This window comes from Flagellimonas halotolerans, assembly GCF_035818535.1.
Lineage (GTDB): Bacteria > Bacteroidota > Bacteroidia > Flavobacteriales > Flavobacteriaceae > Flagellimonas > Flagellimonas halotolerans.
In genome coordinates, this window is sequence record NZ_JAYKYV010000004.1 from 224,973 (window position 1) to 251,795 (window position 26,823).

General features: G+C 40.9%; 33 protein-coding genes and 1 other RNA gene. 9 read left to right on the top strand and 25 right to left on the bottom strand.

Features of this window, described 5'->3' with window-relative positions; translation table 11 throughout:
- Nucleotides 1–3: 3 nt before the first annotated feature.
- The 5 genes from VM932_RS07035 to VM932_RS07055 are packed head-to-tail and all read left to right on the top strand — an operon-like array spanning nucleotide 4 to nucleotide 5,407.
- Nucleotides 4–2,466, top strand: coding sequence for a TonB-dependent receptor (locus tag VM932_RS07035; protein ID WP_326278082.1), 2,463 nt, complete (start codon nucleotides 4–6; stop codon nucleotides 2,464–2,466).
- A gap of 9 nt (nucleotides 2,467–2,475) precedes the next feature.
- Nucleotides 2,476–3,192: a DUF4198 domain-containing protein gene (locus VM932_RS07040; protein ID WP_326278083.1), complete on the top strand. Its 717-nt coding sequence runs from the start codon at nucleotides 2,476–2,478 to the stop codon at nucleotides 3,190–3,192.
- Nucleotides 3,193–3,195: 3 nt separating this feature from the next.
- Nucleotides 3,196–3,528 carry a hypothetical protein gene (locus tag VM932_RS07045; protein ID WP_326278084.1) on the top strand — a complete coding sequence of 111 codons (333 nt, stop codon included), beginning with the start codon at nucleotides 3,196–3,198 and terminating at the stop codon, nucleotides 3,526–3,528.
- A gap of 3 nt (nucleotides 3,529–3,531) precedes the next feature.
- Nucleotides 3,532–3,831, top strand: coding sequence for a hypothetical protein (locus VM932_RS07050; RefSeq protein ID WP_326278085.1), 300 nt, complete (start codon nucleotides 3,532–3,534; stop codon nucleotides 3,829–3,831).
- A gap of 4 nt (nucleotides 3,832–3,835) precedes the next feature.
- On the top strand, nucleotides 3,836–5,407 hold the full coding sequence (locus tag VM932_RS07055; protein WP_326278086.1) for a PepSY-associated TM helix domain-containing protein: 1,572 nt from the start codon (nucleotides 3,836–3,838) through the stop codon (nucleotides 5,405–5,407).
- On the opposite strand, the gene VM932_RS07060 is transcribed toward VM932_RS07055, so the two are convergent.
- The 3 genes from VM932_RS07060 to VM932_RS07070 form a co-directional block, all read right to left on the bottom strand.
- Nucleotides 5,404–5,772: a DUF1801 domain-containing protein gene (locus VM932_RS07060; protein WP_326278087.1), complete on the bottom strand. Its 369-nt coding sequence runs from the start codon at nucleotides 5,770–5,772 to the stop codon at nucleotides 5,404–5,406. The genes VM932_RS07055 and VM932_RS07060 overlap by 4 nt on opposite strands.
- A gap of 22 nt (nucleotides 5,773–5,794) precedes the next feature.
- On the bottom strand, nucleotides 5,795–6,664 hold the full coding sequence (locus VM932_RS07065) for a DUF808 domain-containing protein (RefSeq protein ID WP_326278088.1): 870 nt from the start codon (nucleotides 6,662–6,664) through the stop codon (nucleotides 5,795–5,797).
- A 103-nt stretch (nucleotides 6,665–6,767) separates the two neighbouring features.
- Entirely contained in the window at nucleotides 6,768–7,226 is a 459-nt protein-coding gene (locus tag VM932_RS07070) for a COG2426 family protein (RefSeq protein ID WP_163626030.1), read from the bottom strand.
- A 214-nt stretch (nucleotides 7,227–7,440) separates the two neighbouring features.
- On the opposite strand from VM932_RS07070, the gene VM932_RS07075 reads away from it, so the two are divergent.
- Nucleotides 7,441–8,556 (top strand): Sb-PDE family phosphodiesterase, encoded by a 1,116-nt coding sequence (locus tag VM932_RS07075; protein ID WP_326278089.1) that lies wholly within the window; start codon nucleotides 7,441–7,443, stop codon nucleotides 8,554–8,556.
- Between the two features lies 1 nt (nucleotide 8,557).
- Here VM932_RS07075 and VM932_RS07080 read toward each other — a convergent pair whose 3' ends face one another.
- Entirely contained in the window at nucleotides 8,558–8,785 is a 228-nt protein-coding gene (locus VM932_RS07080; protein WP_326278090.1) for a hypothetical protein, read from the bottom strand.
- Between the two features lie 122 nt (nucleotides 8,786–8,907).
- On the bottom strand, nucleotides 8,908–10,113 hold the full coding sequence (locus VM932_RS07085) for an NAD(P)-dependent oxidoreductase (protein ID WP_326278091.1): 1,206 nt from the start codon (nucleotides 10,111–10,113) through the stop codon (nucleotides 8,908–8,910).
- 223 nt (nucleotides 10,114–10,336) lie between these two features.
- On the opposite strand from VM932_RS07085, the gene ssrA reads away from it, so the two are divergent.
- Nucleotides 10,337–10,736, top strand: a transfer-messenger RNA (tmRNA) gene (gene ssrA, locus VM932_RS07090).
- 72 nt (nucleotides 10,737–10,808) lie between these two features.
- Here ssrA and VM932_RS07095 read toward each other — a convergent pair.
- From VM932_RS07095 to VM932_RS07110, 4 genes are all read right to left on the bottom strand, one after another.
- Nucleotides 10,809–11,090, bottom strand: a complete 282-nt coding sequence (locus VM932_RS07095) for a hypothetical protein (RefSeq protein ID WP_326278092.1) — start codon at nucleotides 11,088–11,090, stop codon at nucleotides 10,809–10,811.
- Nucleotides 11,091–11,520: 430 nt separating this feature from the next.
- Nucleotides 11,521–11,694, bottom strand: coding sequence for a hypothetical protein (locus tag VM932_RS07100; protein WP_326278093.1), 174 nt, complete (start codon nucleotides 11,692–11,694; stop codon nucleotides 11,521–11,523).
- A 636-nt stretch (nucleotides 11,695–12,330) separates the two neighbouring features.
- Complete coding sequence (locus tag VM932_RS07105) at nucleotides 12,331–13,569, bottom strand: type II toxin-antitoxin system HipA family toxin (RefSeq protein ID WP_326278094.1); 1,239 nt, start codon at nucleotides 13,567–13,569, stop codon at nucleotides 12,331–12,333.
- Nucleotides 13,566–13,820, bottom strand: a complete 255-nt coding sequence (locus VM932_RS07110; protein WP_326278095.1) for a helix-turn-helix domain-containing protein — start codon at nucleotides 13,818–13,820, stop codon at nucleotides 13,566–13,568. Before VM932_RS07110 ends, VM932_RS07105 begins: the two co-directional genes overlap by 4 nt.
- Nucleotides 13,821–14,208: 388 nt before the next feature.
- Between VM932_RS07110 and VM932_RS07115 the strand changes: the two genes are divergently transcribed.
- Nucleotides 14,209–14,541 carry a DNA-processing protein DprA gene (locus tag VM932_RS07115; protein WP_326278096.1) on the top strand — a complete coding sequence of 111 codons (333 nt, stop codon included), beginning with the start codon at nucleotides 14,209–14,211 and terminating at the stop codon, nucleotides 14,539–14,541.
- A 489-nt stretch (nucleotides 14,542–15,030) separates the two neighbouring features.
- Here VM932_RS07115 and rhuM read toward each other — a convergent pair whose 3' ends face one another.
- The 16 genes from rhuM to VM932_RS07195 form a co-directional block, all read right to left on the bottom strand.
- Entirely contained in the window at nucleotides 15,031–15,705 is a 675-nt protein-coding gene (gene rhuM, locus VM932_RS07120) for a RhuM family protein (RefSeq protein ID WP_326278097.1), read from the bottom strand.
- Nucleotides 15,706–15,888: 183 nt separating this feature from the next.
- Complete coding sequence (locus tag VM932_RS07125) at nucleotides 15,889–16,191, bottom strand: type II toxin-antitoxin system RelE/ParE family toxin (RefSeq protein WP_326278098.1); 303 nt, start codon at nucleotides 16,189–16,191, stop codon at nucleotides 15,889–15,891.
- The gene (locus VM932_RS07130) at nucleotides 16,178–16,429 is read right to left on the bottom strand and encodes a type II toxin-antitoxin system ParD family antitoxin (RefSeq protein WP_326278099.1); all 252 of its coding nucleotides are present in this window, start codon (nucleotides 16,427–16,429) and stop codon (nucleotides 16,178–16,180) included. Before VM932_RS07130 ends, VM932_RS07125 begins: the two co-directional genes overlap by 14 nt.
- Before the next feature lie 208 nt (nucleotides 16,430–16,637).
- Nucleotides 16,638–16,904, bottom strand: a complete 267-nt coding sequence (locus VM932_RS07135; RefSeq protein WP_326278100.1) for a DUF4236 domain-containing protein — start codon at nucleotides 16,902–16,904, stop codon at nucleotides 16,638–16,640.
- 1 nt (nucleotide 16,905) lies between these two features.
- Nucleotides 16,906–17,820 (bottom strand): hypothetical protein, encoded by a 915-nt coding sequence (locus VM932_RS07140; RefSeq protein ID WP_326278101.1) that lies wholly within the window; start codon nucleotides 17,818–17,820, stop codon nucleotides 16,906–16,908.
- A gap of 4 nt (nucleotides 17,821–17,824) precedes the next feature.
- Complete coding sequence (locus VM932_RS07145) at nucleotides 17,825–19,090, bottom strand: ABC transporter permease (RefSeq protein WP_326278102.1); 1,266 nt, start codon at nucleotides 19,088–19,090, stop codon at nucleotides 17,825–17,827.
- A 1-nt stretch (nucleotide 19,091) separates the two neighbouring features.
- Nucleotides 19,092–19,496 carry a hypothetical protein gene (locus VM932_RS07150; protein WP_326278103.1) on the bottom strand — a complete coding sequence of 135 codons (405 nt, stop codon included), beginning with the start codon at nucleotides 19,494–19,496 and terminating at the stop codon, nucleotides 19,092–19,094.
- 12 nt (nucleotides 19,497–19,508) lie between these two features.
- The gene (locus tag VM932_RS07155; protein ID WP_326278104.1) at nucleotides 19,509–19,808 is read right to left on the bottom strand and encodes an excalibur calcium-binding domain-containing protein; all 300 of its coding nucleotides are present in this window, start codon (nucleotides 19,806–19,808) and stop codon (nucleotides 19,509–19,511) included.
- A gap of 3 nt (nucleotides 19,809–19,811) precedes the next feature.
- Nucleotides 19,812–20,006 carry a YegP family protein gene (locus tag VM932_RS07160; RefSeq protein ID WP_326278105.1) on the bottom strand — a complete coding sequence of 65 codons (195 nt, stop codon included), beginning with the start codon at nucleotides 20,004–20,006 and terminating at the stop codon, nucleotides 19,812–19,814.
- A 214-nt stretch (nucleotides 20,007–20,220) separates the two neighbouring features.
- The gene (locus tag VM932_RS07165) at nucleotides 20,221–20,448 is read right to left on the bottom strand and encodes a hypothetical protein (protein ID WP_326278106.1); all 228 of its coding nucleotides are present in this window, start codon (nucleotides 20,446–20,448) and stop codon (nucleotides 20,221–20,223) included.
- Complete coding sequence (locus VM932_RS07170; protein WP_326278107.1) at nucleotides 20,438–21,487, bottom strand: type I restriction endonuclease; 1,050 nt, start codon at nucleotides 21,485–21,487, stop codon at nucleotides 20,438–20,440. The genes VM932_RS07165 and VM932_RS07170 overlap by 11 nt, the downstream gene beginning before the upstream one ends.
- Nucleotides 21,488–21,762: 275 nt before the next feature.
- The gene (locus tag VM932_RS07175) at nucleotides 21,763–21,921 is read right to left on the bottom strand and encodes a hypothetical protein (protein WP_326278108.1); all 159 of its coding nucleotides are present in this window, start codon (nucleotides 21,919–21,921) and stop codon (nucleotides 21,763–21,765) included.
- Between the two features lie 164 nt (nucleotides 21,922–22,085).
- Nucleotides 22,086–22,595 (bottom strand): hypothetical protein, encoded by a 510-nt coding sequence (locus VM932_RS07180; RefSeq protein WP_326278109.1) that lies wholly within the window; start codon nucleotides 22,593–22,595, stop codon nucleotides 22,086–22,088.
- 201 nt (nucleotides 22,596–22,796) lie between these two features.
- The gene (locus tag VM932_RS07185) at nucleotides 22,797–23,462 is read right to left on the bottom strand and encodes a DNA-binding response regulator (protein ID WP_326278110.1); all 666 of its coding nucleotides are present in this window, start codon (nucleotides 23,460–23,462) and stop codon (nucleotides 22,797–22,799) included.
- A 14-nt stretch (nucleotides 23,463–23,476) separates the two neighbouring features.
- Nucleotides 23,477–25,420 (bottom strand): tetratricopeptide repeat-containing sensor histidine kinase, encoded by a 1,944-nt coding sequence (locus tag VM932_RS07190; RefSeq protein WP_326278111.1) that lies wholly within the window; start codon nucleotides 25,418–25,420, stop codon nucleotides 23,477–23,479.
- Between the two features lie 75 nt (nucleotides 25,421–25,495).
- Nucleotides 25,496–25,672 carry a hypothetical protein gene (locus VM932_RS07195; RefSeq protein ID WP_326278112.1) on the bottom strand — a complete coding sequence of 59 codons (177 nt, stop codon included), beginning with the start codon at nucleotides 25,670–25,672 and terminating at the stop codon, nucleotides 25,496–25,498.
- A 380-nt stretch (nucleotides 25,673–26,052) separates the two neighbouring features.
- Here VM932_RS07195 and VM932_RS07200 point away from each other — a divergent pair, with 380 nt between their 5' ends.
- Nucleotides 26,053–26,754 (top strand): hypothetical protein, encoded by a 702-nt coding sequence (locus tag VM932_RS07200; RefSeq protein ID WP_326278113.1) that lies wholly within the window; start codon nucleotides 26,053–26,055, stop codon nucleotides 26,752–26,754.
- The last annotated feature ends 69 nt before the right edge of the window (nucleotides 26,755–26,823 follow it).

The window sequence follows — 26,823 nt, forward strand, 5'->3', positions numbered from 1 at the left end:
AAAATGAAACATATATTACTCATTCTTAGTTTCGCTGCTTTTTTCACTTCTCAGGCACAAACTGGAAATTTAAAAGGAAAGGTAACCGATCAAAGAAACAACCCACTTGGCAATGTCAATATTGCGGTGTCCAACACCAGTTTAGGTACAAATACGGACTATTCCGGGGAATACGAAATTTCAAACCTTGCCCCTGGCTCCTACACCTTAACGTTTTCGATGGTAGGTTTTGGCACACAGAACAAAACCGTAACCGTTTACGCTAACCAAACCACCAACATACAGACCATCAATTTGGTGGAAAGGCAAGAACAGCTCAATGAGGTTGTAGTCGAGGGGAATCAAACCAACAAATTCTCGCGCAAAGCAAGTGTCTATGTGTCAAAAATGCCCCTCAAGGACATCGAAAACCCTCAGGTTTACAATTCCATCTCAACTGAATTATTGCAAGATCAGGTCGTTACCAATTTTGATGACGCCCTTAAAAATGCACCTGGGATCGATAAGCTTTGGGAATCTACGGGAAGAGGAAGCGACGGCGCTGGTTATTTTTCATTGCGTGGTTTTGCGGTGCAGCCCACAATGATCAACGGCTTGCCCGGTTTGACCAACGGCAGCCCAGATCCAGCAAATATTGAATCCATCGAGGTAATCAAAGGTCCTTCCGGAACTTTGTACGGTAGCAGCCTTATTTCTTACGGAGGTTTGATCAACATCAACACCAAAAAACCATTCTACGGTTTTGGAGGAAATATCTCATACACTTCAGGTAGCTACGGATTGAACCGAGTGAGTGCAGATGTAAACACCACTTTGGGCGACCAAAACAATATTGCACTACGCGTTAATACTGCTTACCATACCCAAAACAGCTACCAGGATGCCGGATTTAGAAAGTCCTTCTTTTTTGCACCATCATTGGCATTTCAGGCAAGTGACAGACTTTCGTTCAACATAAACACTGAATTTTACAATGGTAGGAGCACCAATCAAACCATGTTGTTCCTAGATCGTGGTTCGCCACTACGTGTGACCAACTTGGATGAATTGGGTTATGATTTTAAACGTTCCTACACCAGCAACGACTTGTATATCGATACACCAACGTATAGTCTGCAAGGCCAGATGAACTATATTTTGAGTGATTCCTGGACCTCCCAGACGGTAATCTCAAGATCCAATGCAAAGTCAGACGGATACTACTCTTACTTGTACGAAGTAACCACAACGGCAGAAGGTCTTTCAGAAAACCCTATTTCCGATGGTATTATTTTGGCACGCTACACAAGCAACCAAAATTCCGAGACGTTGGGAACCGACATCCAACAAAACTTTATCGGAGATTTTACTATCGGAACCATGCGCAACCGTTTGGTCGTAGGATTGGATTACCTTAAAACCAGAACCATCAACAACAGTACGGGCTATGGGAACCAAGGTTTTGTCTACGTAGGAAGAAATGTAGATGAATTCCAAGCGGTGGTTCCAGCTCTTCACAATGCTTTTGGCACTCCCATGGGAACAGGTTTGTACGATTCCGGTGTGTTGACACAGGCAGGTGCCGACGCAGGGATAGCAACTTTGGCCAATCCGGGAGCACAATTTAGCGAGGCTGAACAGGAAATTTTCAGTGCCTATGCCTCCAACGTGATCAATCTATTGCCAGAATTGTCCGCAATGGCCAGTTTGCGTGTGGACCGTTTTTCCAATGACGGGTTCAATCAGACCGCCTTTTCACCAAAGTTCGGATTGGTTTATCAGCCTATTTTAAACAAAGTGTCCCTTTTTGCGAATTATATGAACGGGTTCAGCAACGTGGCCCCTGTTACTGAATTATCAAATGGAAATACATCCGTGAGAGCTTTGAACCCAGAGCACGCCAACCAGTTTGAGATGGGTACCAAGTTGAACTTGTTCAACGATAGGCTTTCCGCAACTTTCAGCTACTACGATATTAGCGTGAGTGATATGGCACAACGAATCGATACCGATGCCGACAACTATTTCTATACTCAAGATGGAGAACAGACCAGTAAAGGTTTTGAGGCCAGCATAACTGCCTCTCCCATTGATGGATTGAACATTGTGGCCGGATACAGCTACAACGACAGCAAATTGGTGGAAGGAAATGCCAGTTTTACAGGTTTTAGACCAGAAAGCGCAGGCCCCATGAACTTGGCCAATGTTTGGGCCAGCTACCGATTTACACAAGGCACATTGGAAAACTTTGGCCTTGGATTTGGAGGTAACTACGCCAGTGAGAACAAAATCTTCAATAGAACCAATGGTACGTTCGCCATTGATGGGTACACCATTCTAAATGCATCAACCTTTTACGATGCAAGGGATTTCAGAATCACTTTGAAGTTGGACAACATAGCCAACAAGGACTATTACAAAGGTTGGTCCACCATCAGTCCGCAAAACTTGAGAAGTGTTTCTGCCAACTTCACTTATAAATTTTAATAAAACAAGATGAAAAAACTAATCGTAACCCTATTACTCATCACTTTGCCCGTATTGTCTGCCTCCGCACATTACCTGTGGATTGAGACCAACGGCAACGGAAAACTTGGTCAAAAACAAGAAATCCGCGTCCATTATGGCGAATACACCTATGGTGTTATTGAAAAAGTGAAGGGAGAGGCTTTTCCCTTGGTTTCAAAATTCACATTATGGGTCATTGCTCCGGATGGCACAAAAACTGAATTGAGTACGGAAGCCAAGGAAGACCATTACCTTGCCAGCTTTACACCATCAAAAAACGGCGTGTACACCATCGCCTTGAACAACAATGAGATTGATGTGATTGATTATACCGAATACGACTTCGGCATTTTCAAGACACACTATCATTCAACGGCCAAGGTTCTAGTAGGAACAGATGGTGACACAAAAACCGTAAATCCTGAAGGAATTGTAGTGAAGCAATTGGAAAATGATGGGGAGGAAATCAAGCTTCAAGTAGTGTACAAAGGAAAGCCATTGGCCAAAAACGAACTTAAGGTCTATGTTTCCGACCTTTGGTCCAAAACATTGTACACCGACGACAATGGAGAGGTTTCCTTTGCCCTGCCATGGAACACCAAATACATTGTGGAGACCACGACCAAGGAAGAAATTCCAGGCACATATAATGGTGATGACTACGAATTTATTTGGCACTGCGCCACCTATTGTATAAAACGATAACCTATGGCCACCGGGATTACCTTTCTCACTTTTCTAGCTTTTTATCTGCTGTACCGTACATCCCAAAAAATGGCTGCCGTAGATACACTAGGTTTGGGGAAATGGACTGGTACGCATAAAAGAGCATCTCAATATGCCAGTTTGGCCCTAATGATCTTATCATTGGGGCTTAGCTGTTTTTATTGGGGCATTGGCTCTGGAACATTTACCTTTTTTATTGTTTTGATGACGGTTGCCAGTTTGGTGATACTGCTAGCGCCATTGCGATTGTTGAACTACACCTTTTTAACCTTGATATTTGCTTGCTCCCTTATTTTCGAAACGCTATTGTTTTAAACTATGCCCGCCAATAAAAAATACCTGACCCCATCACCATGGCAACGATTTGCCAAAATATCCGCCGCCATATTCGGTGGATTTATTGTTGCGATTATGTTTCACATGGCCTTGGCCAGTTGGTTCGACCATGTAGCCGTGATCATTACCAGTACATTTTCGGCCTTTGTTTTATGGGCGGTTTTAATGGTAGTTGCCTTTATGGGCAAAAATGGCTGGAAAGTTTGGGGCATTTATCTTTTGGCCAGTATAGTGCTCGGCGTCGCATGCTATTTCGGAAACCAAACCAACCCGATCATATAAAACTATGGGAAACCGTATCTACAACATTCTGTTCCATACCCATACTGTAAGCGGTATTGTAATCAGCGTTGCTCTTTATGTAATTTTCTTTACAGGTTCTTTTTCCTTTTTTAGGGACGAGATCGCCAATTGGCAACGTGGGCACACCGTTAGCCAAGAAGATGCCCTGCCCAGTGACATCGACGGTCACCTTAACGATCTTTCCGAAGCATATAACCTGTATGGTCGTGATGTGGAACTGCGGCATTATTACAACGATAGAAGTATTTCAGTTAATCTAGGTGCATCCAAAGATTCGCTGGCTTCGGAAGATGATCGGGCTCCTGTATTCTTTTATTTGGATCCCGTTGCCAAAACCAAAACGGAAACCTATGCAGACAACTATCATTTGGGGGAATTCCTTTACCGACTGCACTTTTTAGACCAAATTCCCTACCCCTACGGGAGATATTTGGCGGGATTGGTGGCATTCTTCTTTCTATTTGCCATTATAACAGGAATCTTGGTGCATTGGAACAAGATCGTTTCCAACTTTTACACCTTCCGGCCTTGGGCCAAGCTCAAAACCATGTGGACCGATGCCCATACGGCCTTGGGAGTGATAGGGTTCCCGTTCCAGTTCGTATATGCGGTTACCGGAGCTTTCTTTTTGCTCAAAGGTATTTTGATTCTTCCGGTTGTGATGGGACTATATGATGGAGACCAGAACAAATTGTACGAAGACCTGGAATACAACCATCCAGTTTACGAATTTCAGAACGAAAAATTGGCCAACACCATCAATTTAGACCAATATGTGGATGAAATGAAGGCAGATTGGGGCGATTTTAGAGTGACGGAAACCCACATTTTTAACTACGGAGACAAAAATATGCATGCCGCCATCAGCGGATATCTTGGTTACAAAACCAAACTGAATGGTTTGGGATATCGTATTTATAAAGTAGCAGATGGCTCTATTGCCCAAGAAAAGGTACCCACCACCAACAATTCGTACTTGGATGGGGTAAAAAACATGATGTTCCGCCTACATTTTGGCGATTACGCCGGTTATGGGTTACGTGTAATTTCTTTTATCCTTGGGTTGGTCTCGTGCTTTGTTATACTCTCAGGAATTATGATATGGTTAGTGGCACGGGACAAAAAGAACATCCCGGAAAAGCGTCGTAAGTTCAATAGGCAAGTTGCCAATTGGTATATGGCGATTTGCCTTAGCTTGCTTCCCGTTACCGCTTTGGAATTCATTATTGTAAAGTTTGCCCCAGAAGTGAACATGGGCTTCCTCTACCAAACGTATTTCCCCATCTGGTTGGTGGCCACGGTGTTCTTTATCCTTAAAAAGGATATCGCCTTCACCAACAAATGGACATTGATTTCAGGAGGAACTTTGGGTTTATTGGTTCCGATCGCTAACGGAATTGCCACGGGAAATTGGTTATGGACAGCCTATCAAAATGGACATCAGCAAATTCTTTTGGTGGATCTGCTATGGTTGCTTTTAGGTATTGTTTCCCTTTGGATTGCCTTCTTCAAACTGACAACCAAAAGGTCCGGACTGGTTCCGAGCAAAAGCTAGCTCTTGTAAAATCCTTTGTGGTTAACGGATTTGGCTTCCCGTAATAGTTCAACAACAATCTTGCCGTCAATTTCGTCCATATTAAAATACCGTAGGGACTTCATTACTTTTCTGCCATCGGTCACCAATTTATCCAAATGGACGGTAAGGTGTGCCGAATTCCAAAGGCACATATCCACATGGCCTTTTTTGCGGGAGGCATTGAAGTAACAGAAGGGTCTATCGTTCAAGTAATAGAATGGCAACCTATATTTGAAGTCCAGCCTTAGCTCGGGCACTGTGGTTTCCACCAACACTTGTAATTGGATCAAAATGCTTTTGAACGGTTCGGGTTGATTAAGAATGTAATCTTCTGCTGGGTTCATATACAATTTCCGTAGCGGTATCCTATTTGCTTTTGAATAGTTTTTTTAACAATTTCATTAAAAAAACAGCTACAAAACCTATGACCAGCCCGACCAGAAAATCTTTCAATAAGCTTGGAAGACCAGGTAACAGATGATGAAGATAATCTATGTTGTGATTGAATATCCCCCCGGACACCAATAGCAATGCCAGGGTACCTACAATTGAAAGGCCCTTTATGATATGGGGCAGTGCATTCACCAACACCCCGCCCACTTTGTCAGAAAAACTATCGTCACGATCGTTGAGACGAATAAGTCTGTACCCATAATCGTCCATCCGAACGATCAATGCCACCACGCCATACACACCAACGGTGGCCAGCAGTGCCACCACGGAAACGGTTGCAATTCGAATGGTCAGCGTTTCGTTGACCACGGTGCTCAATGCAATGATGACAATTTCAATGGAAAGTATAAAATCGGTAACAATGGCCTGCTTTATTTTTTTTTGCTCCAGTTCGGGCAGTTCTTCTTCGGGAATATCAATGGGGTCTTCCGCATGTCCTTCCTCCTTACGATGAAAAAGGTACTCATATACTTTCTCCGCTCCTTCATACGCAAGGTACACCCCTCCTAAAATAAGTATGATTGTAATTGCGGTCGGAAGATAGGCACTCAATAAAAATGCGATGGGGAGAATGATCAGTTTATTTAAAAAGGAACCTTTGGTTATGGCCCAAAGCACAGGAATTTCCCTGTTGGACAAAAAACCGGTCGCTTTTTCGGCGTTTACCGCCAAATCATCACCCAAAATGCCTGCTGTTTTCTTGGTCGCAATCTTGCTCATGGAAGCCACATCGTCCATAAGTGCAGAAATATCATCCAAAACAGCAAAAAAACCTGAAGCCATATATGTGTTTTATGGTTAAAGAAACGTCATTGATCACAAGCAAAATAAACAAATCCAAGCATAATGGAGTATTAAAAAATCCAAAAATGCCTCGTTTGCAATGTTATTTAACGCCTTCCAAGGACAATAAAGTGGTAACCCAAACAATTACAGAGGAAAAGAAGATTCCGATGGTATTGGCTGCAAAGGCCTCCCGTTTTTTCATTTTGAAAAGGTACGCCGCTATACTGCCCGCATATACACCTGTACCTGGCAAAGGAATCATTACGAACAGGACAATGCCCAAAAAACCAAACCGCTGTACCTTTTTCCCAGACCCTTTCTTGGCCCTTTGGCCCACATAAACAGCAGACTTTTTATAGAATCGCCATCTGATCAAATACCGATTGATGTGCTCCAAAAAAAACATCATAATGGGGAACACCAATACATTGGCCAAAAAACAGGCTATAAAAACCATATACTCGTTCACCCCTTGGTACATGCCATAGGGTATGCCAACTTTGGCCTCCCCAAAAGGAGATAGGCTCCACAGTATTGCTATGATCAAATCTTTATGCAAGGAATACCATTTTTTACAACCGACAAACCTAGTGAGGATTTTGCTTATTTCCACTTTTGGAAACCTTAAATATTTATTAATTGTGATTTCCGAACAATACCACCAATACCAAAAAAAATGTAACTACTTTACCCTCAGGTTAACAGTATGTAAAATATACTTCTTGCGATTGAAGCATATCATATAGTTTTATAGATTTGACAAAACCATCAACATGAAACTCCAACCTTTTCTAACCTTATTTCTCGCAACCTCCGCTCTATTTGCACAAGAGCATTCGCACCAAAGTTCCAGAACCCTTGTTTTTCCTGATGTACCTGGATACAAAACCTTGAAAACAGACTTGCACCAGCACACTGTTTTTTCAGATGGCAATGTTTGGCCCAATATTAGGGTCATGGAAGCCCTTCGGGATAATTTGGATGTGATTTCGCTTACCGAACACCTTGAATACCAGCCCCACGCAGCAGATATTCCCCACCCCAATAGGAACAGATCGTACGAAATTGCACTTAATGAGGCCAAAGACCATGATCTGCTAATTGTTCATGGGTCCGAAATTACCCGCCAGGCACCCATGGGGCATAGCAATGCCATTTTTATAGCAGATGCCAACAAACTTTTGAAAGACGAGGCCGAAGAATCGTTTGCAGAGGCCAAAAAGCAAGATGCCTTTGTATTTTGGAACCATCCCGCATGGTATGCCCAATCGCCAAGCGGAAACCCTGTTTTGGACGATTTTCAAAAAGAGCGGATCAAAAAGGGAGAGTTGCACGGAATAGAGGTCATAAATACGGTTGATTATTCTGAAGAGTCATTGGCCCTAGCCCTTGAAAATAATTTGACCATTATGGGCACCAGCGATATACATGGCCTTATTGATTGGGATTATGTGGAAAAGGGGCACGACCGCCCCATAACCTTGGTTTTTGCCAAAGAAAGGTCTATTGAATCCTTAAAAGAAGCCTTATTTGCAGGAAGAACGGTCGCTGTTTTTAATTCGCTTTTGGTTGGAAAAGAAGAAAATCTGGTTCCTTTACTCAATGCTTCATTACAATTTGAAGAAGCCAAATACATTAACAACACTTCCATTTTAGGGATTACCTTAAAAAATGTGACCAGCAGCGATTTGATATTCGAAAACCAAATGCCTTACACCTTCTATTCCAGTTCGCCGGTTTTTACAGTACCGGCCGGAGGCACCAAAACCCTACAGATCAAAACGCTGGAAAAAAAGGCCGACCTAAAAATAAAGCTCAAAGCATTAGGGGCTTATACTGCTCCCAAAGAGCATCCGATCGTTACTTGGGATATTAGATTGGAGGAATAGTTTAAGCCACAGAGGAAAAAGAGGACCCGTTGATTACCTGGTCAAAGCCTGTCAATATTTTGCTGACGTACTCTTTTGGGGTTTTATCTGAGATAGACACCCATTTTTTGTCCACATCAACATTAAAGTGAAAACAGGAAAAGTCTGTATCAACATCCAATCGGGACAACAGGAATCGCATGATTCTAGGTCTGAGGCTGTATTCCAAATCGATACAGGTTCTTTGCATTGCTGGATTGTCATCTCCAGAAAACACCCAATTAAATGTCACAGGCTTTTAAGGATTAGGACATACAATATACTAAAAAGCAATGCATTACCAACCTCTGGAAGGCATTTTTGGCTAAAAAGCTATTCTTTTCCGTCAACATAATCTTGAAGATAGGCATACCGAGGGGTGAGCTTTCCATTTTGAGTCATGCGGGCCCGATCGAGAATCCCATCCTTATCGTTGTTAAAGAAGGACGGAATTACATGCTTGGAAAATGCTTCTCCAAAACCTACGCTTGCATCTCGGGGCAATTCACAAGGCAAGTTGTCCACGGCCATTACGGCAATGGCACTTTCATTCTTAAAGTCGGTTTCCGTTTCGGATACGGGGTCGTACCCATAAATGGGTTCTGCTATGGTAGACGGGCGAATGGTTGAAGCCACTGGACCATCGATATCGCAACTGATATCAGCAACTACTTTTATGTTGAAATCGGGCTGTTTGGCATCTTCTCGGGTATACAGATACGGGGCTCCATCCCCATAAAAATGACCTGCTATATATAAATCGGTTACCTTGGCAAAGCGGAAAAAGTCGGATTCATACAATTTTGGGTTTTGGAAAAAATCGGCTTTACTGCCTTTGGTTCCATCTTTACGTTTGGTGTAATGGGACACATCTATTTGGCAATAGACAGGTTCGTTGAATGTGTCGGATAAGTATTCGCCAGGAGACACTTGCTTTACCCCCATGGCATCGAGCATTTCCTTCGCGCCATTGCCCACTCTCCCTTTACCTGTCAGCAATATTTTGATGCTGGGAAGTTCTATCTTTTTCAATTCGACGATAAGTGCCTGTTGATCCAGTAGACTTTCCGCCTTGGGTAATTGGAACAGATCATATTTGAGTCCGTGGGCCCTGAATCCATTGTAGGCACCTACGATGCCAGCATATCTGCCAAAGGCCACAAGTCTACTCCCTTTTTGGTTCGTTATCACTTCGTGATCGTACAATTCGATGTTCTTCTCCAAAATAGCTTGAAGGAGTTCGCGGTTATAGGGTTGTTTTTTAATGGTATGGGAAAAGAAGAAATACTTTTTGTTGGGAATCAATGCCTCTACAGGTACTTCCTTGACACCGAAGAGTACTTCACATGTGGCCATATCCTTGACAACGTTTAGACCTTTATCGGTATATTCTTGGTCCGAAAACACCCGAATTGGGGACGATTCGACCAAAATTTGGGCTTTTGGATATGTGGAAAGGACATTTTGGCATGCTTCTGGGGATAGCACCACCCTGCGATCGGGCGGATTTTTTCGTTCCCTAATGATTCCGAACTTCATATAGTATTTTGGTATAATTGTTGACCAAAATAAGAGTAATAGGCAGGGTAAGCAAACTTTTTATTGTTTGATGGATATAAGTTACCTTTGCCGACCGCTTTAGGGATAGAGGCGATAGCCCGACCGAAATGTTGCGAAGCCAAGCTTTGGTAACGCCCGTATTGCGAAAAGCGTTCTTTGATAAAAAAGTGGGAGATTCCTGCCTTTGCGGGAATGACATTACGGGGCCGACCGGTTTTGACAGCAAGACCAATGGCGATGTAAGCATGTCGAGCGCTGGGATATAGCTCGTAAATCTCATGTTTCACACTTTTAATTGGCGAAAATAATTACGCTCTTGCCGCATAATCTGAATTATAGTAGGATGTGCCTCGTCCCTACAAGGTAGGGAAGCGAGATGTTCCTGAATAGCCCTTGTTGACGGCGATTCGTTTAGGAGCACCAAAAAAGTCAACACAAGGGTGTCCGCTCGCTTTGGCGACACCTCTAAAACCTAAAGAAGCTAAGTGTATGTTAGGCCGTATCTGGTCAGGTATACATCGAAAATTAAGCAGATACTAAGCATGTAGAAAGCATGGTTATTGCTTGTTTGGACGAGGGTTCGAATCCCTCCGGCTCCACTAGATACCCTCGAAACGCTAATGTTTACGGGGGTTTTTTTATTATGGTTGTCAATTTAGTTTGTAGTTTTAAGATTAGGCCACCTCTAAGGCCGCCCTACCTTTTCTCATCATTTCAATCCAGTCATTTAAAGATGCGATAAACTTATCATAAGGCATAATGCCCATATTAAAATACGCCTGATGATGGACAAAAACATCCCTAAAATCCTCATCTGCTAAGTTATGGGTAAATGTAATTACCTCCTCCTTGCTTGTTCCCAATACTAAAAACTCAACTTCTCCCGGGAAATAAAAATCAAAGTGTGATAAAGATGAGATGGCTCTTCTAAGTTCTTCCAGTTTTTTGGTTTCCAAGAAGTAACCGTTTGCTCTCTTCGTCGTTAAATATGCTCACTATACAACTTAAACCTTTGGTTATTTTGTAACGGCTCAAGTCTATTGCTTCTGGTGTCGAACGTTCTTGAACCAAAAAAACCAAAAGATGCTTTCGGGAACAATCTCAGAAGGTAGGGAATAACTTTAGCGGCAGTTACAACTACACCGGCCACATCTCCCTTATTCACCACTATTTGATATTTCCTGTCACTTTTCCGGTGTCGCTTTGCGTAAAACTTGATTGCAAAAAAATCAAGTTCATGTAGCTCAGCCCTTACTATATAATGAAATTTTGTTTTTTTAGACCGAAACTTAAAAACATAGGTTTTTATATGACACGTTGTGTCATAACTTGGAACAGGATGAGTTTGAATAAATTTTAAGGGATAACCTTTATGAGTGATTTTCATTAAGGCACAAGAAGTGGCTCTGAATCAGAATTTAAAGTAACATTCTTCCTTCTTGATAATACTTTTTTGAGAGACTTATTCTTTACATCACTAACCAAAGACCAACCCAATCTCTCTCCTTTAGAGTTAGAAGAAGACGCAACAGATTTTTTGTATTTAAGACCTTTTTTCATGTCAGTCAAATGTTTAGTTTAAATAAAGCTTTATGATATAAAAGTATTACAATAATAATATACAACATATTTAACAACACAAAGTATCACGTTCACAACATATTATAACGAAAAGCGTGTCAAAATCCAACATTTTTAACACTTACCTTTAGGTACATCAACAACTTAATGCTTAACTATATATAGGACGCTGAAAACCAGTAAATATTACATTGAATAGTTGATTTTTCGATATGTTGCACATATGTTACATTAAAATCTAAAAAACAGCCACCCCCCAACCTTGAAACAGCCCTTCAACATCCTCTTTCCTAAATAAAGGATTCTTAGCTTCTTTTGGAGCAGTAAGGTATTGAACACTAATTAAAACACCCCCAAACCAACAAAGGAATGAGGGTGTTCGCATTGAAGAAAGCAATTAAAACAAAAGAATGAAATGGATTGAAAATTACATTTTAAAAAACCAGTACCGGGCTCTAATGTTAAATCCTTATGTCAAAAGAAACTATGCCCGGTATACTAGCCTACATTTGAGTAAAAACAGTCAAAGAATGCAACCATAACTCCGCTTTGAAATAAAGGAAGAATCAATCATCACCTACTTATCAGTATATTACAATGCCACGTTTGTTTCTCTTAAACAGTTACAATTCTGGATCTAATAAACTTGATATTCGTTTTTGTCACACCGTATTCCTGTGCCAAAACCTCCCAATGACTTAGGGCGTACTTGGTTTGATCTATGATTTCATTGACCTTGGATTCTTTTATATTGGCTTCCTCCCCTAATTTCAATAAATGTCCAATTGATGGCGATTGTCCTTCTCCCATGACCATGGTACTCTGTTGTCCCCTTGGACCTGATGAAAAGGTCAGATCATAGGCGGGGGATAATTTCCACTCCCCTTTTTCTCCCATAAGAAAGGAAAAGTTTTTACCATGGTCATCCCGGTTATGGGAGAGCACATTGAATACTGCGAGACGGAACATTTTCTCTACTTCTCGCACATCCTTGGTAAGTACCCCGGTAAGGGCGATCAAATCCTCATAGTCCAAGGACGGTATTCTAAAGTTCGAATGCAGTAGACCACTGGCAGTATGCATATGAAGTCTTTTGTCTCCTTTCCTGTCGAAGCGTTGGGTAGCAAAATAACCGGAACCCTTTGCCGCTTCAAATAGATGTACGGGCATCATCTCCACACCAGCATCCTTGGCCATAAGGGCATATACATACTCGATTGCACCGGCATCGATACCATCGCTACCATTGGCAAATTTGACCAGCCAATACTCATGGTTAGGACCAAGGTCATGTTTTCCCGAGATAATATGGGTTTTCGTCCTATCCAAACCAATAAGGGCTTTCGGACGTGCTCCCGCGGATGAACCATTCAGATCTATCAGCTCCTTCAGCACCTCATCGGCCGTTCCATCCAAAATCTCCTGTGTGTACCGGGAAAGTATATCCAGATTTATCTCATCCTTTTCAACGTCTATCTCACTATAATCAGGTTCATACACCAAAGCCCCGAGTCCTGTTTTACCAACATGGGCCAACCGGTCCAGAGAGGAAAAATCATCTGGCAACAAATTTTGACTTCTAATATACCGATCAAACAGCAGCCGCCCCCATCCATCCGGCAGGCTGTCATTAAAGACACCGGGCAACCCCTCGAAGGATTGATAATCGAACACCTGAAGTCCCGGACCAAGAGGAAGTTTGATCGGGGATATCTCCAAGCCCTTTTTTATGAAATCCGTGTCGTATTCAAAATATGTTTTATAATCACGAATGGCCAAACGGCCCACTGGGATAATCTTTTTTCCAAAATCTATCCCGACCTTTAATTCATTTACAGAAATATAAGTGCTCATCCGTGTTTACCCCTTTTAGGCTTTTTGTCATCTTTGGCCAATACATCATCGATGGATGAGAAATTGCTTTCCATGGGTTCAGTAGCCTTTATAAGCTTATCCATGCATCCAAGCGTCAGGGCCAACTTCAAAAAAGATTCCAGGGAAATGCTTCCCTTTTGTTCGAACTTGCGCAAGGAGGATAGGCTTACCCCTGAGCGCTCTGACAACCCCTTTTGGGTCAGCCCCCTTCCAAGACGCAGATCCCTCATGTTCCGAGTGATTATTTTTTGGGCTTTATTTTGCGTTATAAGTGACATTATAGTATTAGTTATGTGTAAATATATGAAATAATTACTATTATAATAGTAGTTATATTGGAATTTACTTACTTTTAAAATGAAACGTATTTTAAGAAATTCAACCTCAACTCCTATGTAGAATGTCATCTGTGTCCGAATCTTTCAAAAAATGACCATAGTATATCTTTTTGTCGGATAAAATGAGTACCGTTCCAGGTATTACAAAAATCTGATTTTCAACTCAGTTTAGTCAAATATTGAATGGCTAAAATTTTCCGTTCTTGTGGTCTCAACCATCCAGCACATCCACATAGCCAATACCCCTTAGAAATAAGCCAATAATATTTTCTTTTATTTTGTGTCTAGTCGTATCTACCACTATAACTACCTAGGCATTGAAACCTATTTTCAACTATTGGCAGATGCCGAAAAGAAGCATTTCCCTGAAAAGTTGGTTTTTGGTGGAGAAGAAGACTTGCTCTATGAGAAAAGAAGAGTTTCCGTTGTAGGTTCAAGAGCCGCTTCAAAGGAAGGTTTACAACGGGCAAAGATCATATCAAAAACTTTGGTCAAGCACGACATTATAGTAGTAAGTGGATTGGCAAAAAGAATAGATACAATAGCCCACCAGACAGCAATTGATTCAGGAGGTAAGACCATTGCAATTTTGGGGATGTATTTAAACATTTGATATTTAATATTTTACAACTAAATTCCTAATACATAGATTTCCCCAAATATGAAGAAGAACCATTTTCACCGGATTGTGCAGCCAGGGGGGCAACATGCTCCCAAATAAATTATCCAGAGGGGTCAACATGCTCCAGAATAATCTAAAACTTTAGATATCTTATTTTTGTAAGGGGGGGGGCAGCATCCGCCAGAACGGCAGTCGCCTATAAGCCGGGCTGTAGAGGGGTCAGCATGCTCCAGCGTATCCATCCAGGAACCTATCAAAGTTTGAAGCAATATTTAATAGAACATGAAGGTTTTCAACCCTTAAAAGACAACGCTTTTGTACTCCTATGGAAAGGCCGTATCCAAATCGACCTCCTTCCATTTGGAAACATTGCTGATGAAGATTCGAAAGTCAGCATAGAAGGGGTTGGTCTGACCAGTGTGAACATGTCAGGGTCTATGGAAGTCTATAATGTGCAAATATTTAAAATTAGACAAAAAATTAGCGGGGGCATGCCCCCGCTAATTTTCTATTTACACACTTTATGAGATAGTCCTGATAAAAATCCTTTTCGTCAAAACCCTTTGCGACTTGGGTTAAAGAGCTTTGAAAGCTTTTATCTTTTTCCTTTCCAAATACCGCACTATCGAACTCAGATTTCATTTGGTTTACTACCTCAAAATATGCCTCTAAAGTTGGATAGTTGGCTGCTCTCGTAGTTAACCCTTTGGCATCTAATTGCTCATGGTCGTAATCATCTAACAAGCTTAAACCTTTGGCATATACTGTAAGCCATTCATTATCTTCTACTTTTTCTTCAATGGCCCTGCTCAATATTTGTATGCCTCCTTTTAGAAGCTGTACTTCTTGCTCCTTTTGAGCCAAACGTTTTTCATTTACAGCGTAGCCTTGAATCAGATATTCCTTTAGAATATTGGAAGCCCATATTCTAAATTGTGTTCCTCTTTGAGATTTTACCCTATAACCTACAGAAATTATTACATCTAAATTGTAAATATTCACGTTGGAGATTTGTGTCTTCCCTTCAATGGCACCATGCTGAGTGGTTGTCCGGGATTTCCGGACAACCAGTTTTTCATCCAGTTCACCTTCTTTGAAAATGTTTCTTATATGCTCCGAAATTGTACGTTTGTTTTTTTCAAATAGTTGACCCATTTGCGCCTGTGTCTACCAAACGGTATCTTGCTCAAATTGAACGTTTATTTGAGTAGAACCATCATTTAGCTTGGTAAATCTCTATTTGCTTATCCGTATTCATATTGTTATGAACTGATATCTCCGGTTTGAAATTATTTTTGCTTAAACACTTTCAGTAGCAAGTTATCGTTTATTTGAACTTTACTTAAGGTGTTTTGGAAAATCCATCCGATCGCCCAAAACTCTTACAATGAATATTTTCTCATTTTCCACAAAAAAAAATATGACATGTGCCTTGTACCTATAGCGTAGCAACATTTTGTCCTTTACTGCCACATATCTCTTTCCGAGTTCAGGGTTGTCGCCCAAATCAGCTAAAATAGTTTTGAGTCCCTGTGCATATTTTAAAGATTGCCCCTCACCGAACTTTTTTATTGTGTATTTGGCAATGGCCTTCAAATCTGCCTTTGCCTTTGCACTAATGACAAATTTATTTTCCGGCATTGTGCTCGTTTATGGCTTCTTCCCAAATACTATCGATAGTAACATCGGTCGGACCGCTTTCAATTCCTTCGATCAACGCTTCGTTCAAATCAACGATACGTTTTCTACGCTCTTGATCCTTTCGAATTATGTCCCTGATATATTCGCTGTCGTTCGTGTAGAACCCTTGCTCGATCAAACTTTTGACAAAGGCATCTTGTTGTTCCGTAAAAGTGATGGATTTTCTAATTACCCCCATATTGAACCAATATTATTAATAATGATTCAATTTAAGCAAATAATTTGGCATAGACAACAATCGTTTATTTGAACTTTATCTATTAAGAATTGAATCTCTATAATCAATCCATTTTTGTAGATTTCTTTTGGACTTTTCAACATCAAAGAATAAAGGGCCAGGAAACTATCGGACCATTTGCCTGTTGTTTTGCGGTTCAAATTAAGGATTATTGAATAGACCCAAGTCTATTTTGATGTATGTAAAGTACAGATGCCACCAATATGATGACCAACAACATGACCAGACAACCACTGTTTTTTGATTTTGAAAACGCTTTACGGTAGGTCAGACCTGGAATCCCTGTCCGGATGGAATACCCTTTCGAACTCAAACTGCCGCGTTTTCCACGATAACTTGGTGTAATGCCTGATTTACTAATATTCAACCCAATACCTTTTCCAAGTGAAACGCGTTTATTGAATCTGAAAGCCATTTTACTCCTTGTTTAGAATGAAATCTTGAATAATCTTATCCATATGTGTTGGCAAGTCAGCCTGCTTAAGCTCATATTTTTTTACGTTCATTACATCGAGCCATTTGCTCCAATATGTTCTGATAACATCCCCTTCATAGGGATTGCCCTTGTTTGGGTTGATTCCCAATACAAGTACTTCGAGATGGGAAAGGTCTTTACTGGCCACCATGAACCCAAAATCTTTCTCATCCATTTGTTTTTGCCATTCTCCATTGTTCAATCCATTTTTATCAATCCATTGTGGAGTTAAATAACTCGTTCGGTTTCCTTGGTTCATCTTGGCGTCTTTATGGAAGATATAACCATCAGTCAGAATCACCAGTATGTTTCGATACCCATCATCTATGCAGTAATCATCGACTTTGTTCTTGAAAAAGCCCCAAATGTCCGACCCTACATAATTGTTGTCGTCTATGGCTGCCTTATAGATGGCCCTTGAAATGGAACTAAACTTTTCAGATACCAGTAAAATAGAATCTTTGGACACATTGACTTTCGTGAAATGTGTCTTCAGTTCACCAACCTTCTTGTTCAAGGTTGGGTCAAATGGTTCGGGATCTATAAAAACCTGGATCTTGTCATCCATTTGAATAACCTTCTTATGCAATAAATGCCATTCAAAACTTTTGGCAACCGATTCCAAATACCCAATATCCCTTTGATAATATTCCATGGCAGGTGCAGGATATTTTTCAGGGTTTATCCTATCTGAAAGATCTAGCAAAATGCTAATGTTTAAATCATTGCTGGGAGAAGTGGATTTTACCTCGGTAATAGGTTGTTCTTCCTTTTCAGCCGTTTCTGCTTTTGCATCTTTTTTACAGGAGTGCAGCGATATGAAAGTAGTAATTACTATTAAAATCTTCGTCTTCATGAAATCAGTTTATAAGTTTATACAACCTGCCTTCGTAGCTTTCATCGGCTATTTCGTGTTCTTCCAAATGTTTTCGCTCTTCTTCCCTGCATTTAGCTAATAATTCATCCCTTCTTTTTAAGGAATCAAAATTATCGGCTATGGCCAAAAACCATCCTTTTACATATTCGGCATGATAGGTTAGGTAGTGCTTGTTGGAAAAAATGAATCCATCAATGGTTCTTTGTAGGTCATTGATTTTCCCTTCTATTCCCGAAATTTCTTCCTTAATTGGATTAATCTTGCTTATCAACTTGCTGATTTCTTGCCGAGCATTTTCAATATCTTCCCTTTTGGATCGGATGAAGGATTTGATCTTGTCGAAATTGTCATACTCTTTCATGATAAAATCGAACACCAATCCCCAAATAATATAGACTACAAAACCTGCAAAGATGATACCCCAAAATTCCGGTGAGGTAAAAGCTATTCCAACATCAAATGGAGGGGAATTCAATGTTTTGTCAAAGTCATAAATCTTCTTCTCGATTTGATAAGCCAAAATAGCATCAAATATAAAAGTGACCACAAACAAGGTTCCTATCTTCACATAGGACAACCAATTTTTATGCTTTTGAAACATGTGTATTAAATATCCCAACCCCATAAAGGCAAATGGGATAGTGGCAACAAACACACCTTCTAACCAACCATCTGCAATTGCCTTAGATAAAGCATTGGCATCAAAAATGGCTGCTGAAATTTCATCATCAGGATCAAAAGTTTTGAAAAAAGCAGAATATGAAGCAGATATATAGAAGACCAATAGATAAAAGGTAATCGGAATCAAGACAATCAAACCCAAATAAAATTGCGCTTTGGGTTTCTTGTCCACATCCTCCACATATTTTTCGGGATTATGCTTTACATCGGCAATCTCAGATTTGAACCGTTGTATTTTCTCTTCCAGCTTGCCGATGGTCTCTTCCAAAATCACCCTTGCAGTTTTCCGTTTCTTCAGTTCTATTTCATACTTGCTCCTTTCTTGGACATAGGGTTCTTTTAAGGATTTCTGAAGTCTCTCATCTTCCCTACATTTTCCTTTATAGTCCATATAAACATCCTGCAAACAAGCCTTAAAGACCATGTGGTTGCCTTCAGCCTGTTTGGATGAACCATAACCACTCTCAAAAAAAGTAAGTTTTATTTTTTTAAGGTTGTCTTCCTGTGGGCGTACCGCTTCAGGTTCGGAATTCTTTTTGATTGAGAATATTTTTTTTAAAGGGCTCATATCAATCGTTCATTAGGTGCATTAATTGCTTTTTGGAAACATTCTGTTCAGCGTTTTCCAATAAAAACCCGCAGATGTCGTCCACGTTTTCTTCCAAAAAGCCAAACTTTAGGCAATACTTTTTGAGTGTATTGACCTCATCCTCAGTTGCTATACCGTCAGCCCAAATCATAAGTGCCAGATCGTATAGATATTCAATTTTGTCCTCCAACTCCTGTGGTACGCTAGAATCTTGGGACGGATTGAGCAGTACTTCGTTCAATTGTTCCTGGGCCAATCCCCTTTCCTCTGCGAATCGATATAACATTTGAAGTTCCAGCACATCAAAATTATCATCAGTAAACGCCATTTGATATAACCTTAAAAAATGGCTCTTTAACTCCAGTGAAATATTCATTTTATCCATGGTTGTTTTTTTTTAGTTTTCACAGGCTATCCCATCATTGTCCCTATCCAAATTTGAATAACAGGTCTTATTTGTTTCAAATGTTGATTGTGCCTCTTCTTGGGAAGAAAAATCGGAACAGTTTCTCTTGGCACAGGGTGATTCGCTATCACTGGTGCACGATACGGAAACCAATAGAATTATGAAAATCATCATCAATCCCATACAGCCTCCCTTGTAATTATTGCTTTTTAGACTTTTCGATCTTTTGCTCACAAAATGTCCTTGGACATAAGTTCCATCCTTCTTGTAATATCCTTTGCGATAGCCCATGGGTTATGAAGTAACGGTCAAGTCATCCACCTCAGCTACGGGGGCATCCCGTTTTACGGCAGCAATGCCATTCTTACAGTTCTGCTTTGAACTGTACATTTCGCTGGTGGCGATAACCTCCCCACTTCCTTTGGATCGGAGGTTGAAATAGTAATCGCCACTTTTGCTTTTTTTGATTTCAAATTTTGGAAAGGCCATTTGTATTGGTTTTAATGGTTTGTTTCCCAAACGTAACCCCATTACTTGGCAATTCCTTACAGATTTCCGTAATGCAAATAGGTGATAAGAAATACTTTATCCGGTCAGACGTCCAAAAAGCTCTCAGGTAAAACTGATAAGGGCGCACAAGCTAGATTTCGACTGATAGTCCATCCAGCAGTTGCTCTTAAGATTTGTAGAAAATATGGCATTTTTAGTCCTCCCAACCGCAAAGGGTGCGGCCCATTTCCTTGGCCTTTGCCAAAGTGACTTGGTAGATCTTGGTGGAACAGTTGGAAAGACCCCTACAATTTTTGCGGTAGTGGTACTTTTTGCTTCCCTTTCCCATACAGACATAGACGTTGGTATCCAAAGAAATAGGTGTATTGAAACTACTTGTCCATAGAAAAAGCAACGGAAGTAACAGTATCCTAGCCCTCATACAAATCTATTGTTCTCAATAAAAGGTCTTCAAATTGATAAATATCATCCACCGTTTCAATCAAGTGCCGTGTCTCGTCCTTGTTTTCATCAAAGGTCCCTAGGTATTTGTTCCCTCCATTGAGATGCAAACGGCATAGTGGCTTTCGGTTATTGTCATCCAGCAAGATACCAAAATAGGATTGGGTATCCCTATGTACAATACGATCAATCGAAAGTTTCCTACGCAAAATGGCCACTACGATTCGATATCCTTCAAGTTCCTCCTCCGTGGTGTCGACTTTACTCACCTTTTCTGGCTCCTTGTCCTCTTCCTGTTGTTTTTCCGCTTCCTTATGAAGCGCTGAATTCAAGCGATCGTTCACCTTCTCGCCAATGGTCTGGATAAAGGCCTTGCTTACCAAATCGGTGAATTCCCCCATTACCTTTTCAGTAAGCCGGCCAGTATAGATCCGTGATGCGAAGAGCCTGACAAAATCATAGCTTGGCGCTTGTAGTTCTTCGCCAATAAGTTTTTTGATTTCCTTGGTATATTTTAGGGAGCTCGCGTTGTCCACTATCGCATCAACGTTAAAGTTCTTCTTGTGGAACTTGGCAATTTCGTTGACCACATTCTCCTTTAACTGGGTGATATCGAACTCTAAAAAAGGTTTTTCGTCCATTTTATTGGCCGATTCCAAATCGGTGAAAAATTGATACTCGATACCGTTGGTCAACAGGGCAAAACGAGTTTTCGTAGTATGGAAATACCGGAACAATTGGGAGTTGTGGGCGTTCAACTTTTCTTTCCAGTTCTTACACTCGATGATGATTATGGGGTCACCATGCTGAAAAATCGCATAATCCACCTTTTCCCCCTTTTTCAATCCAAGGTCTGCGGTAAATTCAGGTACTACCTCGGTAGGGTTGAAGGTGTCGTAGCCCAATAAATTGATGAATGGCAACACAAAGGCATGTTTGGTAGATTCCTCGGTATCGATTTGCTCTTTGAGCTTGATTACTTTTTCCGCTAATACCTTAAGTTGGTTCTGAAGTTCCATGTTCCTATATATTTTTTGACAACCAATTGGTACAATCACCGCTTAGATTATGCGAAGCCCAATATCCTTTTAATCCAACAACAAGGAGTTCATCGTCTCCATAGATGTGTTTGGAGAGTCTATCCCTTAATAATGCACTGGTTTCATTGGATTTGACCACCCACATCGAATCGAAGCATTGCCTACAATTTCCAATTCTTTGTATTTCTTCAACCAATGGTTGATAATTCCGAATTGGGGCATGCAAAACATATGAAATTAGAAACGACCCCATTTTACCGATAGCTGGTTTTACATCCCTTTTTATCGCATGTAATTTCCTCAACACTTTCTTCCCAATGCTCTGGCTTTGCCCTTGTGTCAAATCCACAATCTGTAATCCCCCCCTTGTATCCTTTGTGCACTTCTCCTGTTGGGATATGTTTAACTGCCATATCGATAGTATTTGATTATATTTTCAAACCTACCCCTATAAAAAGTTAATCCCTTACAGATTTCTGTAAGGGATCCAAATTTGTCATATCGAACAAATGAAAAAGAATGGATTCTATTTCCTGAAGTCCAATACGACTGTCCAATGGTCAGTGACGTTGATTTTTTATTCACCTACTTGTTCCAAATGGCCCTTCCATGCAGCAGGAATCTCATTCAGGTCGTAAACCTTCAATCCATTGTTTTGGTTACTCGCTGTAGCTTGGATCAAAGTTTCATTAAGAAATTCGGTTTCCAACTTGTACATAGCACCGGTTGCCGGGTCAATTATGAGCATACCTATAAGTCCTCCCAAGAGCAAATTCCCAAAATACCACCCATCAAGCTTGAAATCGACCGGTACAGTCTTTGTATCATATCCTGCTTTTGAAAAAGTTACTTGATACCTCGCTTTACCGAAAAAACCACTTCCTGCTTTAAGTTTTAGTGTGGCAGGTGTCTGCCCTGAAAAAATTTCAATGCCCTTTTTATCCTTTATTACGATTTTGGCCTCGCTAGGAGCGCTATTTATTGAAATTGGATAGCTTCCCTTGCTTACTATGGAAGCACAACTTGAAAAGAGAAATGTGGCTGCCAAAAAAATGGCGGTCATTTTGGTGGTTGAATTTTTGATCATTTGTTTGTTGGATTTATCCTACTCATCTGGCTTTTCGGTCCCGCCTCGTTTTTTAAGTGTGGTTCCTGAACTCCACTTTGGTTTGTTTCCAATGGTAAATAAGCCATTGTGTATTTATGACATCAAACATACTACCCAGCAAAAAAAATCCCTTACAGATATCTGCAAGGGAAATTCAAAGGTTTACTAAAAAACTCTTGATCAGATCTTTTCCTCCCGAATCATTTTGGCGATTAAATGATTGGTATTCTTGGCCCCGAATTCATCGAACATTTTACTGACCCTTTTGTCTATGGTACTTTCACTGTTGGGGGTGATATTATCCTTTTTGAACTTTTCCGAAATCTCCTTTTTGGTAAGCCCTTCCGCCAAGCTTTGAAGTATCATCAGGTCGAACTCTTCAAGTTCAAATACGTTATTGGAAACGTTCAGATCAATACCGGGGGAAACATAGGTACGGTTATGGTACACTTCCCGAATTGCTCTTACCAATTCCGTAAGGCCATGGCGTCCCTTGCAGACATAGGCATTGATTTCTTGGTCCTTAAAGAGTGCATCGATCTTGGACGGGTTATCCTCCATGGAATTCACGATGACCTTTATTTCCGGTTGCAGATTTCTGGCAGCCTGGATCAGTTCCAAACCAGAGGTGAGTTTGCGCTCCACATGGTCTCCTTTAAAAAACAAATCGGTTATCAATAAGCCGAAAGGTTCCCTTTGATCTACAGCATACTTTAAGCGATTGTATGCCTTATCACAATAGAGTTCGTCGCGGATGATCGGGATTTGTAACTTCTCGCGCAACATTTCAGATATCCCTTGATTGGTATCTTGAAAATCCTCCGCGAGCAATATTTTTTTGAACATAACAATACGTTGAATTATAAAGGTATCGTGATATGGGCCTTAAAGCCCTGACCTTTATGGGAATCAAAAGTAATGCTTCCTCCAATAGCCTGAATACGCTTTTCTGTATTCCAAAGACCATTTTTGGCATTGAGTTCCTTCAGTGACGCCCCCACTCCATTATCCGAGTAATTGACCGTCAATACTTTTTCTGTGGATTTGAAAACAATGGTGATCATATCGGCACTACTATGCTTGCCCATATTGATCATCAGTTCCTGTATAGCCTTGAAGAGCACTTTTTGTGATAAAGGGGCCATTTCATTCCATTGGACATCCTTGACACCGGTCATGAAAAGGTTCGCATCGCTCGGTGTCCTAAAGCGAAGCATTTCCAAAAACGCTTCCTTAAAATGCGTTCCTATTGCCACTTCATTGACCTCCCTCGAAAAATTGCGGCTTTGATTGTAAAGGCCATCCAATTTATCCAAGACCGCTGTCCTATCCACGTCCGCATTGATCATCAACATGGTCTGGTTGAGTCCCGCCCCGAAATCGTCATGTAACCTTCTGGACATTTCCGCTTCGGTCTCCAATGTCGCCTCCAACCTTGTCAATCTATTTTGTTCCTTTAAATGTCTCGTCCGTTGTTTAAAAAAATAAATGGCAAAACCCAAGCCCAATAGCATTGTCAAGGAACCTAAGTAGGATATCGTTTTTTGATTTCGCTCCTTTGCGGTCAACAACGCTTGTTCCGCCTTCTCCTTCTCTAAGCGCAAAATGGATTCCTGTTTTATTTTATCGTCATACTTGTATTTGGCAAATTGGGTCTTGACCTTCAATTCCTGCGAATCAAGACTATCGGCCAACAGAATATAGCGGTCTCGGAGCTTGACATTTTCTGGGTCTATTTGCATGAGAAATTTCAAGGCATCAATCTCTGCCCTTGGGACCTCGATTTTTTTGGCCACTTGGATCACGGTATCAAAATAGGCCTTGGCCCTATTGGACCTATCTTCCAAATGAAACTCACCTAGATGCGTATAGCTTGCCAATTGCCCACGCCAATCCTTTTTCTCCTTTCTTATTTGGAGGGCCTTTTGGAAAGAAGCGCCAACATCCTTTTTCTCTAAAAGCCATTGGGCATAGGACAAATTATCCAATATCCTTGCATAAACCACAGGAGTGGAATCCAAGGCTGTATTTCCCACGATCTTATCTAAAAGCGCTATGGCCTCTTCATATCTTCCATTATCGATATAGGTGGCGGCAAGATTGTTCTCAAATGCGATCCTGTCCTCCAATGATCCGCTATTTTTAATGGCCTTGGTATAATAGAATATGGCATCCTCGAAGTTCAATAACTTCCTATGATTGGTGGCCAAGAGTCCATAATATTGAACCATTTTTTTGATGTCACGGGATTCCCTTAAAAATTGCAGGGCCTCGGTCACGGTTTCCTTGCTTCCAAAAAAATCATTTTGGTTCTTCTGTATCACCCCCATAAGCAATAAGCAATTCCCTGTCCAGCTACTATCCTTTGCCAATTCGAATTGGCTTTTGGCCGCACTGTAATTTTCAAATGCCCTGCTATAATCAGATTGGATCCGATCATAATAATACCCCATTAGGTAATACTGGGATGCCTTTAATCTAGGCCTATCAACTTCGGATTGCATTGTGACGAAACTGTCATGGTGGGCCACCAAGCTATTGTAGTCCCCAGCTTGAAAGAGCAAGGAACTTTTTTTGTACATCAACTTGCCCAAGATGGAATCCGCTTCCAGATCTTTAGCCAAAAAAAGGGCCCTGTCTATACTTTCCCTTTTCTCTTCCAATGAAACATCCTTGCTAATGGAGCGAGTATAATAGATGTTTATACTGTCGTTTTTATCCGAAACATCCCTTGTCCCATCTTTATCGAACGGTACACAGGAAACTAAAATCGTCAATATGATAAGGAATGGGTACCGTTTCAAGAATAAAGAAGTTGTGGTTCATTAAAAAAAGCCATGTCCGATTTACAGACATGGCTCAAATTAATGAAATTATTCTTATTGATCACCTTCTCCGGGGGGCGGTGGAGGTGGTGGTGGGGTCGGATCTTGGTCGTCACCTTCGGTAGCGACCATGTCATATTCGCTCTCGATCTCAGCCGTATCCGTAGTGGAACAAGAGAACAGAAACATATTCAGAACAACGGCCATCACGGCCAAAAACACTTTTCTCATCTTTATGAAATTTTAAATTGAACAAAGAGGTGGCCGTCCGGAATTTTCCGGAGGATTTTTGGTTTTCAACCACCCGTGAGTTTTGGAGTACTCCTTTGCTATTTTTGGAAAGTGGAAACTGTAAGCGACCCTTTAGGTTACTTTCCAATGGACCTTACAGGCCGCATTACAGCATCCCATAAAAATGAACTTTCTAGAAAAGCCATGTTAGCAACACATAGCGGAATCCATTTTCTGAGACAAAGTAAATTGAAGTGTTCATTTGCATTGCAGACAGCGATTGGACTTGTATTGGACATTTTTTAGACATCAATAAAATCAGGGGTTCGGAAGGGTTCAGCAATATGATTTGCCTTTTTAAAATTTGTACTTTTAGTCCAATGGATGAAAAATATATAGCAGAGATTGTTCGGAAGGTCTTTGAAAAAGCGAAGACGGAGCATGCCTCCCACTCTAGGTTTGCATTGTCCAGTCATATCAGCGACCATAGTGAACTAAGTTCGAAAACCTTGGAGAGGGCCTATGACAGATACATCAACAAAAAAAAGAAGTATGGTGCCCCACAAGCGGAGAGTGTAGATCTATGCTGTAAATATCTAGGCTATGACAATTATGCTGATTATGTAAAAAACAGAAAAACAGTCCCTGCCACAAAATGGACCATACCCATCCTCGTGGTCGTTTCCTTGGTTTTGGCAATCGTGATAGGGATATATGGGAACAATACAAATCCCACAGGTGAAAAGGCTGAAAACCAATGCATGGCATGGGCCGACTCCATATATGTAAAAGTGCCCTGTACTTCCAAACCCTATTCTTCGTTTGGAACCAAGGTGGAGCCCATGGATATATCAAAGCTGAAGCATTTTAAAAAAGTGGATGTCAACATGGCAACGCAATTCTTTTCGCAGGATGATAAACCCTTACTATGGTACCATAAGAACAAGGAGGGGGAGATTGAATATTTTACGGCTCCAGGACTACATCCGACCAATGACGAAACCTTGCGGAAGATTACCCCTTATATCATCCAGACCTATGTTCCTGTGCACTCCTATAAAAAGGACTCCTTCTTGGAATAATACCTGCATTTTAAAATGCATAAAGTTTGAATAAAGCGCAAGGATAATTCCAGTCCAGGATATTTGGGT

Bases quoted from the DNA above. Each gene is read 5' to 3' on its own strand.
- VM932_RS07035 (WP_326278082.1), top strand. From the start codon at position 4: ATGAAACATATATTACTCATTCTTAGTTTCGCTGCTTTTTTCACTTCT.
- VM932_RS07040 (WP_326278083.1), top strand. From the start codon at position 2,476: ATGAAAAAACTAATCGTAACCCTATTACTCATCACTTTGCCCGTATTG.
- VM932_RS07045 (WP_326278084.1), top strand. From the start codon at position 3,196: ATGGCCACCGGGATTACCTTTCTCACTTTTCTAGCTTTTTATCTGCTG.
- VM932_RS07050 (WP_326278085.1), top strand. From the start codon at position 3,532: ATGCCCGCCAATAAAAAATACCTGACCCCATCACCATGGCAACGATTT.
- VM932_RS07055 (WP_326278086.1), top strand. From the start codon at position 3,836: ATGGGAAACCGTATCTACAACATTCTGTTCCATACCCATACTGTAAGC.
- VM932_RS07060 (WP_326278087.1), bottom strand. From the start codon at position 5,772: ATGAACCCAGCAGAAGATTACATTCTTAATCAACCCGAACCGTTCAAA.
- VM932_RS07065 (WP_326278088.1), bottom strand. From the start codon at position 6,664: ATGGCTTCAGGTTTTTTTGCTGTTTTGGATGATATTTCTGCACTTATG.
- VM932_RS07075 (WP_326278089.1), top strand. From the start codon at position 7,441: ATGAAACTCCAACCTTTTCTAACCTTATTTCTCGCAACCTCCGCTCTA.
- VM932_RS07080 (WP_326278090.1), bottom strand. From the start codon at position 8,785: ATGCAAAGAACCTGTATCGATTTGGAATACAGCCTCAGACCTAGAATC.
- VM932_RS07085 (WP_326278091.1), bottom strand. From the start codon at position 10,113: ATGAAGTTCGGAATCATTAGGGAACGAAAAAATCCGCCCGATCGCAGG.
- VM932_RS07100 (WP_326278093.1), bottom strand. From the start codon at position 11,694: ATGAAAAAAGGTCTTAAATACAAAAAATCTGTTGCGTCTTCTTCTAAC.
- VM932_RS07105 (WP_326278094.1), bottom strand. From the start codon at position 13,569: ATGAGCACTTATATTTCTGTAAATGAATTAAAGGTCGGGATAGATTTT.
- VM932_RS07110 (WP_326278095.1), bottom strand. From the start codon at position 13,820: ATGAGGGATCTGCGTCTTGGAAGGGGGCTGACCCAAAAGGGGTTGTCA.
- rhuM (WP_326278097.1), bottom strand. From the start codon at position 15,705: ATGGGTCAACTATTTGAAAAAAACAAACGTACAATTTCGGAGCATATA.
- VM932_RS07125 (WP_326278098.1), bottom strand. From the start codon at position 16,191: ATGCCGGAAAATAAATTTGTCATTAGTGCAAAGGCAAAGGCAGATTTG.
- VM932_RS07130 (WP_326278099.1), bottom strand. From the start codon at position 16,429: ATGGGGGTAATTAGAAAATCCATCACTTTTACGGAACAACAAGATGCC.
- VM932_RS07135 (WP_326278100.1), bottom strand. From the start codon at position 16,904: ATGGCTTTCAGATTCAATAAACGCGTTTCACTTGGAAAAGGTATTGGG.
- VM932_RS07140 (WP_326278101.1), bottom strand. From the start codon at position 17,820: ATGAAGACGAAGATTTTAATAGTAATTACTACTTTCATATCGCTGCAC.
- VM932_RS07145 (WP_326278102.1), bottom strand. From the start codon at position 19,090: ATGAGCCCTTTAAAAAAAATATTCTCAATCAAAAAGAATTCCGAACCT.
- VM932_RS07150 (WP_326278103.1), bottom strand. From the start codon at position 19,496: ATGGATAAAATGAATATTTCACTGGAGTTAAAGAGCCATTTTTTAAGG.
- VM932_RS07155 (WP_326278104.1), bottom strand. From the start codon at position 19,808: ATGGGCTATCGCAAAGGATATTACAAGAAGGATGGAACTTATGTCCAA.
- VM932_RS07160 (WP_326278105.1), bottom strand. From the start codon at position 20,006: ATGGCCTTTCCAAAATTTGAAATCAAAAAAAGCAAAAGTGGCGATTAC.
- VM932_RS07165 (WP_326278106.1), bottom strand. From the start codon at position 20,448: ATGAGGGCTAGGATACTGTTACTTCCGTTGCTTTTTCTATGGACAAGT.
- VM932_RS07170 (WP_326278107.1), bottom strand. From the start codon at position 21,487: ATGGAACTTCAGAACCAACTTAAGGTATTAGCGGAAAAAGTAATCAAG.
- VM932_RS07175 (WP_326278108.1), bottom strand. From the start codon at position 21,921: ATGGCAGTTAAACATATCCCAACAGGAGAAGTGCACAAAGGATACAAG.
- VM932_RS07180 (WP_326278109.1), bottom strand. From the start codon at position 22,595: ATGATCAAAAATTCAACCACCAAAATGACCGCCATTTTTTTGGCAGCC.
- VM932_RS07185 (WP_326278110.1), bottom strand. From the start codon at position 23,462: ATGTTCAAAAAAATATTGCTCGCGGAGGATTTTCAAGATACCAATCAA.
- VM932_RS07195 (WP_326278112.1), bottom strand. From the start codon at position 25,672: ATGAGAAAAGTGTTTTTGGCCGTGATGGCCGTTGTTCTGAATATGTTT.
- VM932_RS07200 (WP_326278113.1), top strand. From the start codon at position 26,053: ATGGATGAAAAATATATAGCAGAGATTGTTCGGAAGGTCTTTGAAAAA.